This is a genomic window from Nocardia jinanensis (assembly GCF_014645735.1).
GTDB lineage: Bacteria > Actinomycetota > Actinomycetes > Mycobacteriales > Mycobacteriaceae > Nocardia > Nocardia jinanensis.
The window spans coordinates 421,652-437,037 of the sequence record NZ_BMMH01000004.1 but is presented as its reverse complement, the minus strand read 5'-3'; the positions used below and the strand labels follow the sequence as shown (position 1 = coordinate 437,037).

Annotated in this window: 15 protein-coding genes and 3 pseudogenes; 11 read left to right on the top strand and 7 right to left on the bottom strand. The window is 66.1% G+C overall.

The window, feature by feature from the left end:
- Positions 1–317: 317 nt before the first annotated feature.
- On the top strand, positions 318–953 hold the full coding sequence (locus IEY68_RS13225) for a DUF2461 domain-containing protein (protein WP_058856922.1): 636 nt from the start codon (positions 318–320) through the stop codon (positions 951–953).
- A 788-nt stretch (positions 954–1,741) separates the two neighbouring features.
- Positions 1,742–2,098, top strand: a complete 357-nt coding sequence (locus tag IEY68_RS36165) for an NUDIX hydrolase (protein WP_058856923.1) — start codon at positions 1,742–1,744, stop codon at positions 2,096–2,098.
- Positions 2,099–2,116: 18 nt separating this feature from the next.
- On the opposite strand, the gene IEY68_RS13215 is transcribed toward IEY68_RS36165, so the two are convergent.
- The 5 genes and pseudogenes from IEY68_RS13215 to IEY68_RS37330 form a co-directional block, all read right to left on the bottom strand.
- Positions 2,117–2,488, bottom strand: a complete 372-nt coding sequence (locus tag IEY68_RS13215) for a hypothetical protein (protein ID WP_063001103.1) — start codon at positions 2,486–2,488, stop codon at positions 2,117–2,119.
- Between the two features lie 540 nt (positions 2,489–3,028).
- A complete protein-coding gene (locus IEY68_RS13210; protein ID WP_058853903.1) occupies positions 3,029–3,880 on the bottom strand; it encodes a class I SAM-dependent methyltransferase in 852 nt (283 codons plus the stop codon).
- An 892-nt stretch (positions 3,881–4,772) separates the two neighbouring features.
- Entirely contained in the window at positions 4,773–5,594 is an 822-nt protein-coding gene (locus IEY68_RS13205; RefSeq protein ID WP_058853905.1) for a CPBP family intramembrane glutamic endopeptidase, read from the bottom strand.
- Positions 5,595–5,777: 183 nt separating this feature from the next.
- A pseudogene (locus IEY68_RS37335) lies at positions 5,778–6,113 on the bottom strand (MmyB family transcriptional regulator); the annotation flags it as partial.
- Positions 6,114–6,234: 121 nt separating this feature from the next.
- Positions 6,235–6,666, bottom strand: a pseudogene (locus tag IEY68_RS37330) (helix-turn-helix domain-containing protein); the annotation flags it as partial.
- A 101-nt stretch (positions 6,667–6,767) separates the two neighbouring features.
- On the opposite strand from IEY68_RS37330, the gene IEY68_RS13195 reads away from it, so the two are divergent.
- The 5 genes and pseudogenes from IEY68_RS13195 to IEY68_RS37085 form a co-directional block, all read left to right on the top strand.
- Positions 6,768–7,685, top strand: a complete 918-nt coding sequence (locus IEY68_RS13195; RefSeq protein WP_058853967.1) for an MBL fold metallo-hydrolase — start codon at positions 6,768–6,770, stop codon at positions 7,683–7,685.
- A 36-nt stretch (positions 7,686–7,721) separates the two neighbouring features.
- Positions 7,722–9,146, top strand: coding sequence for a carboxylesterase/lipase family protein (locus IEY68_RS13190; RefSeq protein ID WP_189094242.1), 1,425 nt, complete (start codon positions 7,722–7,724; stop codon positions 9,144–9,146).
- A 226-nt stretch (positions 9,147–9,372) separates the two neighbouring features.
- Positions 9,373–9,801, top strand: coding sequence for an alternative ribosome rescue aminoacyl-tRNA hydrolase ArfB (gene arfB, locus IEY68_RS13185; protein WP_058853907.1), 429 nt, complete (start codon positions 9,373–9,375; stop codon positions 9,799–9,801).
- A 174-nt stretch (positions 9,802–9,975) separates the two neighbouring features.
- Positions 9,976–10,716 carry an AAC(3) family N-acetyltransferase gene (locus IEY68_RS13180; RefSeq protein ID WP_199804884.1) on the top strand — a complete coding sequence of 247 codons (741 nt, stop codon included), beginning with the start codon at positions 9,976–9,978 and terminating at the stop codon, positions 10,714–10,716.
- Positions 10,717–10,768: 52 nt separating this feature from the next.
- Positions 10,769–11,491, top strand: a pseudogene (locus tag IEY68_RS37085) (AAA family ATPase); the annotation flags it as partial.
- 117 nt (positions 11,492–11,608) lie between these two features.
- Here the strand turns inward: IEY68_RS37085 and IEY68_RS13165 are convergent.
- Positions 11,609–12,496, bottom strand: coding sequence for a DUF2268 domain-containing putative Zn-dependent protease (locus tag IEY68_RS13165; RefSeq protein ID WP_058853909.1), 888 nt, complete (start codon positions 12,494–12,496; stop codon positions 11,609–11,611).
- 193 nt (positions 12,497–12,689) lie between these two features.
- On the opposite strand from IEY68_RS13165, the gene IEY68_RS13160 reads away from it, so the two are divergent.
- Entirely contained in the window at positions 12,690–12,983 is a 294-nt protein-coding gene (locus tag IEY68_RS13160) for a putative quinol monooxygenase (protein WP_058853910.1), read from the top strand.
- Here the strand turns inward: IEY68_RS13160 and IEY68_RS13155 are convergent.
- Positions 12,967–13,557 (bottom strand): hypothetical protein, encoded by a 591-nt coding sequence (locus IEY68_RS13155; RefSeq protein WP_063916493.1) that lies wholly within the window; start codon positions 13,555–13,557, stop codon positions 12,967–12,969. The genes IEY68_RS13160 and IEY68_RS13155 overlap by 17 nt on opposite strands.
- Positions 13,558–13,653: 96 nt before the next feature.
- Between IEY68_RS13155 and IEY68_RS13150 the strand changes: the two genes are divergently transcribed.
- The 3 genes from IEY68_RS13150 to IEY68_RS13140 all read left to right on the top strand — a co-directional run bounded on the left by IEY68_RS13150 (position 13,654) and on the right by IEY68_RS13140 (position 15,279).
- A complete protein-coding gene (locus IEY68_RS13150; RefSeq protein WP_082681197.1) occupies positions 13,654–14,292 on the top strand; it encodes a TetR/AcrR family transcriptional regulator in 639 nt (212 codons plus the stop codon).
- A 39-nt stretch (positions 14,293–14,331) separates the two neighbouring features.
- On the top strand, positions 14,332–14,538 hold the full coding sequence (locus IEY68_RS13145) for a pyridoxamine 5'-phosphate oxidase family protein (protein WP_058853912.1): 207 nt from the start codon (positions 14,332–14,334) through the stop codon (positions 14,536–14,538).
- A 159-nt stretch (positions 14,539–14,697) separates the two neighbouring features.
- Entirely contained in the window at positions 14,698–15,279 is a 582-nt protein-coding gene (locus tag IEY68_RS13140) for a DUF1707 SHOCT-like domain-containing protein (protein WP_058853913.1), read from the top strand.
- The last annotated feature ends 107 nt before the right edge of the window (positions 15,280–15,386 follow it).

Below are 15,386 nucleotides of genomic sequence, written 5' to 3'. Positions count from 1 at the left end.
TCGTGCCGTCGGCGAAGGCGATGGGGCAGGCCGTCTCGTCCGCAGCGGGGTCGATTCGCACGGGGACGGCCGACGAAACCGCCTCTGAGGCGGCAACCTGAGCCGTTGCATCGCGTGATACCGGCGAGGCGGACCACGTCGAGTAGTCCAGGCTTCAGTCAGTAGTCGTCGAATCACGATGACGGCGTCGGCCAGAGGAGCCCCGAGCTGCTCGACTTCATGGCGCGGACCGCCTCGGAAGATTCACGACGTATCCGAGGATCGTTCGGTCGACTCCCCGTCGTCCCACTCCTACGGCGGGCGATAGATTCGACGGTATGAGCGAGTTCGCGGGATTCCCGATCGCGGGGCCGGACTTCTACGAGGATCTCGAGGCCGATAACTCGAAGACGTTCTGGACCGCCAACAAGCACATCTACGAGGACGCCGTGAAACGGCCGATGACCGCGCTGAGCTCCGATCTCGAGCCGGACTTCGGCCCGGTCAAGATCTTCCGTCCCTACCGCGACGTACGGTTCTCCAAGGACAAATCACCGTACAAGACCCATCAGGGCGCCGTCGCGCACACTGCGCCAGGGGTCGGCTGGTACGTCCAGATCGGCGCACCCGGGCTGTTCGTCGCCGGTGGCCTCTACGCGGCCTCACCGGAACAGCTGTCCCGCCTGCGCGCCACCCTGGATGACGACGTGCGCGGCGCCGAGTTCGAGAAGATCCTGGACAAGCTCGTCCAGGCGGGCTACGTCCTCGGTGGCAGCAAGCTGAAAACCCGCCCCAAGGGCTATCCACTCGACCACCCGCGCATCGACCTGCTGCGGCACAAATCGCTCGTGGTCAGCCGGGAGTTCGGCACCCCGGGCTGGCTGAGAACACCGCGCGCCGCCACGGAGGTCCGCACGTCGTGGGAGACCCTGCGGCCCATCGTGGGGTGGCTCGGGGCCGTCGTCGGCAACTGAGTCCGCAGGCGGACCGCACAGCAGTCACCCCGGCTCTCGGGCACCGGCCGACCGCCGGAGCCCCCCGGTACGGCTCACCATGACAGCGATGCGGCCACGGCCGGAGACGGCATGTGCGATCGCGGCGCAGCATCGCCGCCGAGCGCCGACGAAACCGAACCGCCTCTTCAGGGAGGATGCGTGTGTTCGCGAATTCGATACCACCAGGTGGGGCAGTCCCGCCCGCAGGGAACGAGGGACAGAGTGCAGCACGATTATCGCTCCACGTTGGTGGAGCAGATGCGGAAGTACACGCCCGCACTCCCTCCGGGGAAGACGGATTCGCTGCGCACGACGGTGATCGTAGGTGAGCTCTCGCTCGCCTCCGTCGATCTCGTCAGCGCGCTCGTCGACCACGCAGTGCCCGTCGCCCCGCAGGACATGCCTACGCTGCGGTGGCTACTCGAAAGCGTCCCGCTGCCCCCGGACACCCGACCGACCTCGCCGACCGGCTGGTGGTCGAGTGACGGTCGCCGACTCGACAGCAGCGCGCCGACGCATCTTCTCGGTCATGCACCCCGATGTCACCCGCCATCACCGGGGCACCTGAAAGCAGCTGATAACTCGAGAGCGGGGCTGCTGCACGGATAGGCGACATCGATCTGGCTTGCCGAAAGGTGGGCCTGGAAGGATGTCGTTGTGCCCGAGCCCTACCCCCAGGAGTTCCGTGACGATGTGGTCCGGGTCGCCCGCAATCGTGAAGACGGGGTGACTTCGGAGCAGGTCGCAGCCATTTCGGGGTTCATCCGATGACGTTGACCAAGTGGTTGAAGGAGCTCGCCGCCGACGGGATCCCCGTGGCGGTCACCTGCCGGGTACTGAAACTTGCTCGCCAACCCTTGCAACGCAACGTCTTGGACCGTCGGCAGTGTGACACTCGCGAGCAGTTACGGATCGCGATCGTGAGCTGGATCGAACGCACCTACCAACCGCTCGACGAAGCGATGCGGATGATCGACCGCGGCGAGATCGTCGGCGCCGCGACCGTAGTCGGTGTATATCGGGCGCTGCTGGAGGGCCGCGGGGTTGGTGGTCGGCCGCACGCCCGAAGCGGCGGACCTTCGTTCACCGAATGGCTCGACGCCACCTACCCGGTAAAGGGCTGACCCCGCGGCCCCGTCCGATCAGCAGCCCTTCGGAGCCCGCCAGGCGTCCTGCGCGTAGGTGGTCGAGCCGACCATGGCGCCGACCACGCCGCCGATGATCCCGAACGGGATGGCCCCGATAAAGAAGAGGGGCAGACCCGTGATCGCGCCGATCGCGGTTCCGAGCGCGGCGCCCAGGCCGGCCCGGAGTTCGATGGAGTCGCCGGGCGCCATGCACGCCGCGATGGGCGCCACCGCCCCGGGCCCCGGAACATCGGGTGCTTGCGCCGGCGCGACCGGCGCGGGCGCCGGGGCGGGCGCGGCCGCCGCGACGCCCCCTGATCCGACAACGAGCAGCACGGCAATGACGCTGCCGAGCACGGTGCGGGTCAATATCTTCAACGTATGCACGCGGATCCCTCATCAGTCCAAAACAAGTGTGTGACCCGAGTAGTCAGGTCTGCGACCATAATGTCGTATCGGCCGGTGTAATGCTCCCTTTCGGGTATCTCGGTCGGAGCAAGCCAGAAACCGTGCTCGCCGATGATCCGGCCTACCCCGCCTGCCCCTCTGCGCAGGTAGACCCCGGTTTCCGTCCTCTCAGTACGGGGACCGGTGTCACGCCCCGTACTGCTCACCGGAGTAGGGGCACAAGTGATCGGTAAATATTGGCGGAACCGCACGAATCCGAGGCAACCCCGCCCGGGGGTCGCCTCCGGACCGGCGACAGCGCGATCGGCGATGAGCAGGGCTGGGGCGGATGAACTGATCTCATTCGCACGAGACCGACTCACGCCCTATAAGCGGCCCGAGCCGTCAAGATTATCGCGGACCTGCCGAAAATACAGACCGGAAAGATTCGGCGGCGAGCCCTACGCGACGGCAATATTCAAGCCCCGAACTACAAGATGAGCCACCGCGCCTGCCATTTCTACGTAAATATGTCATCTATTAGATCCTGCCTTGCTCGATCAGAGTCGAATCTTTGATCAATACTTTCGAAGACCACAGATGGGTACCGCCACTGTCAAAAAACGTAGGCGACGGCACCGGGAACAGACCGTAACGGAGCTCCCAGGGGTCGAGCATGTCCTGGTATCTCAAGTAGTAATCCTTATCCGCCCCTTTATTGTAAACCACCCGATGACCGGAATCCGACTCGTCGAGGACAATCTTGTAATTGTAAGCGAGAATACCGCCGTCGGATAGTGAACCGGCGGCCTTCCGGATTACTTTCTCAAGATCTTCGGGAGATAAATGAGGTACGCCCCCATTTATCGATATTCCATCCCAGGGACCGCCGAAATCATCGGTGATCATATTGATTTTCTCGGCATTGAAACCAGCTTCTCGCAACCTCTCGACACATTGCGAGGACCCGTCACTCAGCGTCACATCGAAACCGAGGTCTCGGTATACGCGGCCGTCACGTGGTCGTGGACCACTGGCCAGATCGAGCACCCTGGGAACCCTCCCGGTTTGCCGGGATATGATCTGCAGCGCGTCGACATACACCCCGAGCCAAGTTCCGTGCCCTCCGTCGCCCATATTTATCGACGAAGTTGTCTGTTTGAGATACGCTTCTACGTTCTCGTCGTATCCCGCGATCGTTCGGTTGTTTCTCTTCATCTGCAGGGCGGCTTCAGAATCCAAGGATTCAACATGGAATGTATATCTCAACAGCCCGCTGCGACGGCCACTGAGTCGGTCGAGGCCGTCGACATGATAGGTTGCCACACCATGGATGACCCGGCCTATCCTGGCCGCGGCCCGCCGGAGCAGAAATACACTCTCACTGAGCACAGTGAACCTCCGAGGTACCGGACGGCACATCTAATGCCGCGGCCGACCGGTGTACACCTTAACATCGGCCGGCCCACACGTCGATCTCGATGCGGAAGTCACCCAGTAGAAGGCCGCGGTGCAATGGCAGAGAGGTTGCGGTTCACCACCGAATTTCCATTGCCTAGCATCGCCTGCTCATGCCTACAGGGACCAACCCATCTCCGATACCGGGTGTAAGCGTGCTCGTTCGTCGGATCCACCAGCAAAGTCGCCCGGTGCTCCCGCCGACCGCCCAACAGCTCGTCGTGCAGGGCCCGCGCATGACCTCGGCCGGTGTGCTCGCGCACCACCATGATCTCCGACAGTGCGAACGCCGTGTCCCGTCCTCCGTCGTGAACTCGGGATCCTCTTCGTCGAGTCGCAGACCGCAAGGGCGACACATCGGCTGACCGACGCGCCGCCCCCGGTTCGATGGGCTGCAGGGCTGCTCGCAGTACACGACACCCACCCAACAGACCCCGTTCGGTCCGACCTCCCGATCCGTAGCTGCGCGCAGCCCAACCAGGCGACACCATGAATCACTCGATCGCGTTCGGCTGGATCGACTATGACCTCAGCCCTGCGCCCGAATGGGATCGCGCCCAGATACACCGCCTCGCCCGCCACCCCGGGTACCGCCTCGTGTGGCCCAGCGAACGGTCGGTGCTCCGAGTGGTCGACCAGGTACGCAGCGCCCGAGCCGACCTTGTGATCCTGCCGGCACCCGACCACCTGAGCCCGCTCGAGCGTAGCGGAACTGGATACCCGGGTGTGCGCGGTGACCGAAGCTCCGGTCGGGCTGTTCCGTGAGGTGCAACGGCACTACATCACCTGCCGCAGCCGCAACGCGGGCGCCAGTGCCGCCAGCTGGTCACCGCCGGGTGACGAGCTTCGCACTGCGGAGGAGCCACACCGCCGGGACCAGGCAGCACAGCAGCGCGAAGAGACTCGCTTCCGGACCGAACGTCCCACCGGTGAGCACCTCCGGTCCGGAAAGGACGGTGCGCAGCAGGCCGGGTTCGCCCTCAGCTCCGGATACCGCAGCGCCGAACACGCCGGACTCGGTGAAGTTCCAGGCGAAATGCAGGCCGATCGGCAGCCACAGCGACCGCGTGGCGGTGTAGGCAATGGCCAGCAGCGCGCCGCCTTCGACCGCGATGGCCAGGGTGCCCCATAGCGTGGCGTTGCTGTTGACCAAGTGTGTCAGACCGAAGATCAGTGACGAGACCGCGATCGCGACGATGCTGCCGGTCCGTTCCTCCAGGATGCGGTGCACCACGCCACGGAACAGCAGCTCCTCGGTGACCGCCACTGAGGCCGTCGAGCCGGCCACGCCCAGGCAGGCCCCGAACGAGCCACTGGTGACGTCGGCGTCGGTGAACAGGACCGCGAGCAGCATCGTCGCGAGGAAAGCCCCGGCGCCGACGAGTGCGCCGTGCCCGAGCCCGCTCCACCGCCCCGCGGCGGCCAGTTCCGTGACCTCCACCCGGTTCTCGACACGGCGGGAAAGCCACGTGTAGGCGAAGATCGCCCCGGCGGCCGCGCCGATCCCGAGGGAGAAACGCAGCACAGGCACACCCGAAACGAGCGTGTCCAGCCCCCGGGCGGCGATCAGCAACACGACCGTCCCGACGAGCAGAACCGGCAGCCGGATCCGCTGCATCGGCGTTTTCCGCTTGGTGGGGATGGCCATTGAAAGTCCTCTCGCCGATGTGCGGTACGGCGAGACTACGAACGGGCCGAGCCGCGCCACATCACTCCGTGGGAGACTTCTCAGTAGTACTCGAGAGTGACACCGTGCTGTCCGCTCGCTCTTCGGTCAGGTCCGCGGGGGCGATGGCGCGCTTGGTACCACGGGCAGGGCGGCGAGGTAGCTTCACGCAAGCGCCGACAACGCGCGGGTAGGCATGTGGAGGCCGCTTGCATGTTGGAGTAGTGCGAGACCTTGCTCGCCGGGGGACCCGGCCGGGGTTGTGCACACGATCAGCACCTGGTCGGGGACACGGGCGATCGAGAGGGTCTGCTGTGTCACGGTCACCGGGCCGACGGCGGGGTGGCGGAGTTCGTAGGACGCGGCGTCGCAAGGGGTTACGCGGTGGTCGCGCCAAAGCGTCACGAACTCCGGACCTTTCATTGTCAACTCGCCGATCAGCTCCGCGAGCAGCGGGTCGTCCGGGTGCTTGCCGACAGCGATGCGCAGGTTGCCGACTACCGCGCGGGGCCTTGCGTTTCCAGTCCGCGTACAGCTCGCGGCAGTGCGGGTCGAGAAACACCATCCGGCTCATATTCGTCCGCCGCGCAGGATCATCCGGGCTGCGGAAGTCCAGGTGCGCGGCCAGTAGGGCGTGCCCGAGTGTGTTCCATGCCGGCACGTCCGCGCGTCGGCCGAGTACCAGCGCCGGGACACCGTCGACGGCGCGGAGGAGGTCACGCGTCTCGTCGACGAGCTTCTCGGGCCGTGGACGGCGCACCCGGGGCGGGTGGCGGGTGGCGCCGGCGAGCCGGTCGAGGTGTTCGCGCTCGTGGTCGTCGAGCAGTAGCGCGCGGGCGACCGCGTCGAGTACCTCGGCCGAGGCCCCGCGTGAGGTTCCTTGTTCCAGACGTGTGTAATACGAGACGCTCACCCCTGCCAGCTGGGCCAGTTCTTCGCGGCGCAGCCCGCGCACCCGCCTGCGGGGTCCGGTTTCGCGTAGGCCGACATCCTCCGGTCGCAGCCGCGCTCGTCGGGCTCGGAGGAAGTCGCCGAGGGGGCCGGGTCCGTTCATTTCTCCAGTATCCGGGCACAGTCCGACCGCAGCCACACCCTGCGCGTGGTAGGACAAAGCGGGTGTGGTTCGTGCCCGGCCGCGCGGACAGACTCGCTCTCATGGATCAAGTGCTGGACCAGATCACGCTGGGTGACGTCACCGTCACCCGCATCAAGGAGTACTACGGGTCGGTCGAGATGACCCCGGACCGGTTCTTCCCGGACAGCCCCGACGGCTCGTGGGACGAACACCGCGACAAGCTGGCGCCGGACTTCTGGAACCCGGATACCGATGAGTGTCACTCCGCGGTTCAGTCCTGGCTGCTGCACAGCGAGGGGCGCACGATCCTCATCGATACAGGTGTGGGCAACCACAAGGATCGGCCCTATGCGCCGGTGTGGAGCCGCCTGGACACGAATTATCTCGACAATCTCGCGGCGGCCGGTGTGCGGCCCGCGGATGTCGACATCGTGGTCAACACCCACCTGCACATCGACCATGTCGGCTGGAACACCCGGCTCGACGGTCGAACCTGGGTGCCGACCTTCCCGAACGCCACATACCTGATGCCCCGGCGGGACTTCGAGTTCTGGGACCCGGCCAACGGATACGAAAGCGTGTTCGGCCGCGGCAACCAGAACGTTTTCGAGGACAGCGTCGTGCCGGTCCATCAGGCGGGGCTGGCCCACCTGTGGGACGGGTCGTACCGGATCGACAAGAACCTGCGGCTCGACCCGGCTCCCGGTCACACGCCCGGCTCGTCTGTGCTCACCTTGCAGTCCGGCGGCGATCGGGCCTTGTTCGTCGGGGACCTGGTGCACACCACGCTGCAGATCGTGGAGCCGGAGACCAACTCCTGCTTCTGTGAGGATCCGGCCGAGTCCCGGGCTACCCGGCACAAGCTGCTCGGGTCCGCCGCCGAAACCAACGCGCTTGTCTTCCCCGCCCATTTCGGCGGCCACGGCGCGGTGGAAATCGAGCGCAGCGGGTCGAGGTTCGCGATCAAGGGCTGGGCGGGTTTCGCCCGCATGTCCTGATCCCTGAAAGGAAGGTTTCCCTTGTCCCAGTACATAATGCCGGTTGTCGAAACCCCGATGGGCGCTGTGAAGGGCCTCCGTGACGGATCCGGCGAGCTCTACCGCGCCATCCCTTACGCGGCGGCCCCGACCGGTCTCGGACGTTTCGCACCACCCGCGCCGCACCCGGGTTGGTCCGGTGTCCGTGACGGTACGCAGCCGTCGCCGACCGCCCCGCAGCCGACCCGCGACTTCGGGCGACTCGATATGACTCCCTACTTCGGGCCGGGCTGGGTGCGCGGCGAGGAGTACCTGACCGTCGACATTCGCACGCCCGCTGCCGACGCCCGCAAACGCCCCGTCATGGTGTTCGTGCACGGCGGCGGGTTCGTCACCGGTTCGACCCGCGCCGCGCTCTACGACGGCAGCGCCTTCGCCCGCGACGGCGTCGTCCTGGTGACGGTGAACTACCGCCTCGGGGTCCCCGGTTTCCTCGACATGGAAGGCGCTCCGGCCAACCGCGGGCTACTCGACGTGCTCGCCGCACTCGTCTGGGTGCGCGATATGGTCGCCGCATTCGGCGGCGACCCGGACAACGTCACGATCTTCGGCCAGTCCGCAGGCGCCACGATTATCGGCGCGCTGCTCGCGACACCGGAGGCCAACGGCCTTTTCCGGCGGGCGATCATGCAAAGTGGAAGCGGCACTGGCGCTTTCACTCCCGAGCAGGCGCTCCGGGTTACCGCCGCGGCGGCTGCGGCGCTGGGTGTCGAACCGACCGTCGAGGCATTCGCTGCGATCACGGACGAGCGTTTCCTGGCGATTCTGCCGACGCTGACCGGCCTGGACCTGCGCACCGACAACGTTACGGATCCGCTGGCCGGTCTGAGCCCGTTCAGCCTGGTACTCCCGGTCCAGCCCGCCGACAGTCTCGCCGCCGGCCCGGCCGCCGACGTCGACCTCTTGATAGGCACCAACACCGAGGAGGGGCACCTCTACCTCGTACCGGCGGGCAACCTCGAGTCCTCTACCGAGGCCGACCTACTCGCCGTCGCCGCCCGCGTGTACGCGGACCCGGAGATCGCAGTTGCCGCGCTCCACGCGGCACGACCGGGTGCGACACCGGGCGAGCTGCGCTCTTCAGTTCTCGGGAACACTCTGTTCGGGGGAGGCACGGCGCGTATGGCGCAGGCGCACGCGCGAATCTCGGGTGGCCGCACACACCTCTACTCGTTCGGATACCGCTCGACAGCCCTCGACGGGCGACTCGGCGCCGCCCACACCGTCGAACTGCCCTTCGTGTTCGACATCGTCGACAAGCCATGGCTGCACGGAGACACCGGCCTGCTCGGTCCGGGCCACGCCCCGGTCGGTCTCGCGACTCGGATGCACGCCGCCTGGGTCGCATTCGCCGAAACCGGAGACCCGGGGTGGGCCACATACGACCCGCAACAACCAGTCGCGCAGATCCTCGGAGGCTGAACTCCACACCGGAAAGCGGCGCAACTGTTGTCGATCCCGGACCAACCGATCACGCCCTCGCGGCTTCGCGAGGCAGGCAAGTCCGGCGTCGGCGACATCGGTGAGAACACGACGACCGCGTGCTGCCTGTTACCCATAGACAAGGTCGTCGCTATCGTGAACGACAAAGTCACCATTCAGCCACTCGAGATAGTGGACTCGCGAACCGGAAAGACGGCGTCGGATCATGGCAGAAGACCTGACCGTGACTCGGACGCTGGTGATACCCGCATCCGAGTTACGCGAGCGGTTCTCACGCTCGTCCGGCCCGGGCGGGCAGCACGTCAACACCACCGACAGCCGGGTAGGGCTGTCGTTCGACCTCGTCAACTCACCCTCCGTGCCGGAGGGGCTACGCACCCGGATGCTCGATCGCCTGGCCGGCCGCCTGGTCGACGGGGTGCTCACGATCGCCGCTTCGGAGCACCGCGCACAGTTGCAGAACCGCGTGGCCGCCCGCGAACACCTGGCCTCGTTACTGCGTGACGCCGCTGCCGCCCCGCCGCCCGTTCGCCGCGCCACCAAGCCCTCGCGCGGCGCGAAGGAACGTCGCATCGCCGCGAAGAAGCGGCGCGGCATCACCAAGCGAAACCGCCGTGACTTTCCCGACGACTAGCTCGAGTTTCAACCTCTGAGCTGCTTTTCTGCGACACCTGCCCCGGTGACGATCTGGTGGCCCTGATAATTTCCGGCCATGGTCCACAGCGATTCCACAGTGTCAGCATCGCGGCCACCACAAGCACCAGCCGGCCAAACCCGCCCCCACACGCGGACCTCCCTTGCGGAGGACATGAGAACACTGGGGCTGCGTAGCGGCGACCTCGTCCTGGTACACGCGAGCCTGAAGTCGCTGGGGTGGGTGTCAGGTGGAGCCGTCGCCGTCATCCAGGCACTACAGGACACACTCACCCCCTCGGGCACACTCGTTGTCCCTACTCATACGTCGGGCCTGACCGATCCCGCGAGGTGGCAGAACCCTCCGGTGCCCCCGGAATGGGTACCGGAGGTGCGGGCCAGTTTGCCGGCCTTCGACCCCGAACGAACCCCCAGCGAGTGGATGGGGGCGGTTGCCGAGACATTTCGCACCTGGCCGAATGTTCAGCGGAGTCACCATCCCCACGTCTCGTTCGCCGCATGGGGTGCAGACGCGGCGGCGATCGTTGACAGCCACGAGCTGAGCATGTCGCTCGGCGAGGAATCGCCACTGGCGCGCTTGTACGACCGTCACGCACGGGTGCTGCTGATCGGCACCGACAACTGCACAAGCCTGCACCTCGCGGAGGTTCGCAACGGTGTGGGGACCGTGATAACCCAAGGCGCTCCGCTCATCCGCGATGGACAACGGCAGTGGGTGCAATTCTCGGACCTGGATTACGACGACACCCACTTCGCCGACATTCTCGACGAGTTCGCGGCAGCACAACCGGCCGACACCAGTACCGGACAGCTCGGTTCGTCGGTCGCGCGACTGGTGGAACAGCGACCCTTGATCGATTTCGCCACCGGCGCGCTACGCCGAAAGATCGGATAGTTCCCGCGGACACCGGCCGAACCGCGCGAGCACACCGTTCGGCGCCTCCATCGTGCCGGTTGCGGGCATCTTCGGCCCCAACGCCTCGGGAAAATCGAACGTGCTGGCGGCACTGGCCTGGCTTCGTGAGGCCGTCAGGACCTCATTGCGCGTTTGGGACGAGGAGATCCCCGTCGAACCATTCGCTTTCGGCGACGCGAAGACCCGCGATTCATCGTTCGCGCTGGAGCTGGAGCAGGGTTCGCCCGAGCCGTCGTTCGCTGCACGATATTGGGACAGCCGTTGGACCAGGATCGGCGTCGCTCGGTCGGCACGGGACGGCCGACTCTTCGACTCTTCGATGTCCCCCGGGAGGACGAGTTCGACGTACTCGAGGACGACACCGCCCTCGACGAGCCGGAATGGCAATCAAACTCGCCGACAGGCCATGGCCCTGCTGCGGCTCGCCGATCTCGGAGTGACCGACGTACAGATCGAGGAAACACGGATCGAATCCGGACGCGGCGAGCCCATCATCCGCCGGACCCCGCAGCTCGTCCACCTCGCCGACACCGAACGACTGCCGTTCGACTACCGCCACGAGTCGGCCGGCACCCGGGCCTGGTTCGAGCTGATCGGACCGGTGCTCAACGCCCTACAGGACGGCACCCTCATCCTCTTCGACGAGCTCGACGCCGGCCTGCACCCCACACTCACCGCACAGCTCGTCAAACTCTTCAAGCTACGAAAGTCCAACCCGCACGGAGCCCAGCTCCTGTTCACCTCGCACGACACGAACCTCTTGAACCACTTGAACCGAGATGAGGTGTGGCTGACCGATGGACACCGCCATCCGCCGCGCGCAATCCTTGCGCAAGTTCGCGCGATCCGGACGACGGCGGTGGGACGGCACCTACCGGTTCGCCGCGAGCGCGGTGGCGATTACTTCCGCGCTGTCGGCGTGCAGAGCCTCGGCCGCGGACTTACCCGTCGCCGCGAGGTAGGCGTCGACCAACCTGTTGCCGGCGGAATACCCCGCTCCCGTCGGCAATCCGACCGGGGTCACGCCCAGATGCTCGGCGATGGTGTCGCCGTGCACCCAGGCCGCGAAGTTCTGCATACCGGTGATATTCAGTCCGGAGACAACTTTCGTGAACGACTCGTCGTCGTGCAAGGTCGGCACGCCGAGGCGGGCGTAGCCCAGGTCGTCACCATAGAGTTCACGAGCGAAAGCGTCGGCCAGACCCTCACCCACCACATGTTCACCGACGGTGACCGTCATCGGATCCCACACCACACCGCCGGGGCTGTAGCGCAGGTTGTGGTGGAGTTCGTGCACCGCGGTGCACTCCAGACGCTCCAGGTTCTCCGGGTCGGGCCACAAGGTGATCGTGATGTAGCCGGAGATACCGCCGAAGCCGGTGACGCCCAGACTCGGGCCCATGAAATTGGTGTCGCCCGGGTCGCCGAGCGCAAGGAGCACGGTGATGTCCGGCGCTCGGAATCCCGGTGTCGCGGCGAGCAATACGGCTGCCGCGTCGTCGACCGCCCGCTGCATGCGCTTCCAGGCATCGGCCGCCGCGAGCGTTTCGAGGGCGTCGAGGCAGCGCTGTTCGTCGCGGTCGAGCGGGAACCCGGCCGACTGCCGGTGGAACGCCACCAGGTCGACCTCTCCCGGGAAATACCGGTACATCCCGGTCGTCGGTTCGAGCATCGCCCGCAGCATGCCTTTCCGATCGGCCACCGGTGCCTGCAGGATTTGCTTCATAGCCGAGTAGGAGTCGAGAACAGTGATCGTCACCGGCCCGACGCTAAACCCTGACGTAGCGTGAGGTGCAATCCGACTCGGGACCCGGCCAGGTCGTAGAACGTACTGCGGCCGCCGCCCGAGCTCGAGCGTTCCAGTCTCTCGGGCTGGCGCCGACCATGTGTAGGGTGGCCGGGCCCGCTATGCGAATACGGCATCTACTTCACCTGGGAGGGAATCGGTCTCGATGTCCACGCTGGTACTCGATGTCCGCTTCACTGCGAAGCCCGGCCGCGGGGAAGATATGCGTGAGGTCTTGCTGGCGATGATCGAGCCGACCCTCGCCGAGCCGGGATGCGTCGGCTACGAACTCTTCTTCCACCCAACCGACTCGACTCGGGCAGTGCTGCTCGAGGAATGGGTCGACCGAGCGGCCCTGATGGCCCATTTCGAAACACCGCATCTGAAGGCGTGTATCACAGCCATGGAGGATATCTTGGCCGAGCCGTCGCAGATGAGGCAGTTCATCGAAATAGCGTGAGTTCTTCGGGTTCAGCCAACGGCGAACACGACGAATGCACACCACGTCGGGCTCCGCCGGCCGACTCTCTTGTAGAGGACGTTCGGGCCTTGGCGCGTTCGATGACCCAGCGCAGCAGGCGGACACGTCGGGTCCACCGGGCGGGGTGGGAAACGGAGCCGGTGAGGGCGTGTTCCGCGCGATCCAGGCAATCTTCCAAGAGGCCGTCGTGCATCCATCGGTAGGCCAGGGGCCATGTCAGCCGGGCCCGGCCGCGAGCGTTCATGGCGAGCAGGTGAACCAGATCGGTCCCGTCGGGAGTGGGATGGACGGTGAATTCGTGGAATCCGTCGAAGCCGCGGGGCCCGGTGAATCGGAAGCGCACCCAGCGGCCGGGCACGTAGTGCTCCACTGTGTACCGGATCGGTCCGTGCCCGCCCACCGCGCCTACGCCGAGCGAGCGATCGAACCGCATCGCCGGCCAGCGGGGCACGGGCCACAGTGCGTCATCCTCGCCGGCGAGGGTGTCCACCAGCGCACCCACCGCGCTCTCCGGTACCGGCAGATGACGTAGGTGCAGGTTGACAACGGCCATGATTCGGCTCCTGGTCCCGTCCGGGCAGTCGGCTTCCGGCCAACTCTATTTTGGAGACTTTACTCTAAAAAATTATTGGAGTCTATCCTCTAATACATGGGAAGGTTACCGAGGTACAACGCCGATCGGCTCCTGGACGCCGCCGCCGAGCTCTTGGCCGGAGGCGGGCCGGCTGCTGTCACCATGTCGGGTGTGGCCAGAGCCGCCGGCGCACCGAGCGGATCGGTGTATCACCGCTTCCCGGATCGCCCCGCATTACTGGCCGCGCTGTGGTCACGTGCGATACAGAGCTTCCACGACGAACTGTTCGCCGCGCTGAGTCTCGGAGAACCGCAGGAAGCGATCCGCCGCAGCGCCCGTGCGAGCCTCGAATGGGCGCGGCGCAATCCCAGCGAAGCGCGCGTACTGCTCACGGGAGCAAGAGAACTGGATGAGCAGAACTGGAGCGAGCAGGCTCGCACAGACATCGCGCGAGCCGACACTGCGCTACACGAGGCGCTGAGTGCCCTGATAGAGAACAGCGACGATACCGCCCCCGACGCGGCCGACCGAGCCCTCCTCGCGGTGGTCGACCTGCCCTACGCCATGATCAAGCGATATCTGAGTGTCGGCCGGCCGATCCCCGACCACGCGCCTGAGCTCGCCGAGCAGGCAGCGGCGGCACTGTTCGCTATGAGGCGGAGCCGAACAACCAACACCCGCTCGACGCATCACGGCCACGAAACCACGGGGTAGAGCAATCGGTTCGCCCCATGCTCACAAGAGCAGATCCTCGTGCCCATCGAATACGTCGTCGTCGAAGGCACCGTCGTCGACGCCGAGACCCCGTCCCCTCATGAGGCGCGGGAAGCGATCGCCGTCCGCTATCTCGGTCCCGAAGGCGGACGCGCGTTCGCCGATCAGATGGACGGCGACCGATCCGTCCTGTTCACCATCCACCCCGACCGCTGGACCAGCCAGGACTACTCGAGCGACTTCTGACCGATACGTCAGCTCATACCGCGGGATCGGTGGACACCTTCAGTCAGGCCCTCCATCACCGGATGGTCCGCCACCGGGAACCGCTCGGACTGCACACCACCACACCACTTGTGCCGGAGCGGAAACCGGCGAATTCACCGCTCCGCTATCGTGACGAATATGACGGTCGAGCCACCATCCGAGAACCTCCCGGCGGTGCGCGCCACCGACAGCGAACGCGACAACGCCGCCGCGCTCATCCAGCAGGCGCACGCCGACGGACGGCTGGACCTCACCGAATTGGATGAGCGACTCGCCGCCGTGTATTCCAGCAGAACCAGACCGGAGCTGGAGGTGGTCACCGCCGACCTGTCGCCTGTCGCGCACGGCGGTACGGCAGACCGCCTGGTGCTGCGCTCGAAGGGCAGCAAACTCGCACGGCAGGGCACCTGGCTGGTGCCACCGCAGATCGTCGTGCACTCCGAACACGGCAGAGTGGTACTCGATTTCGGCACTGCCGTCCTGCGGACCCGGGAGATTCTGGTCGAGGTGGATTCGAAACACGGCGGCGTCGAATTCGTCGTGCCCCAGGGCTGGATCATCGACCTCGACGATGTGGTCACCGAGTGGGGCCGCATCAAGAACAAGGCGGTCCCACCGGTAGCCGGGATGCCGCGGCTCCGGGTCACCGGCCGCATCGAGCACGCCGGAATCACTGTCCGTCACCCCCGCCGCCGGCGCTGGTGGTGGCCGTTCCGCTGAGAACTGCCTGGCCGGCCCCGCTCGCTACGTCGGGTGCGCGAGGCCGCCCAGCAGGCAGCGGATCTCCTCGTCCGGAGGTCGTAGCTCTGGCCGGTTTGCAGGCGGTG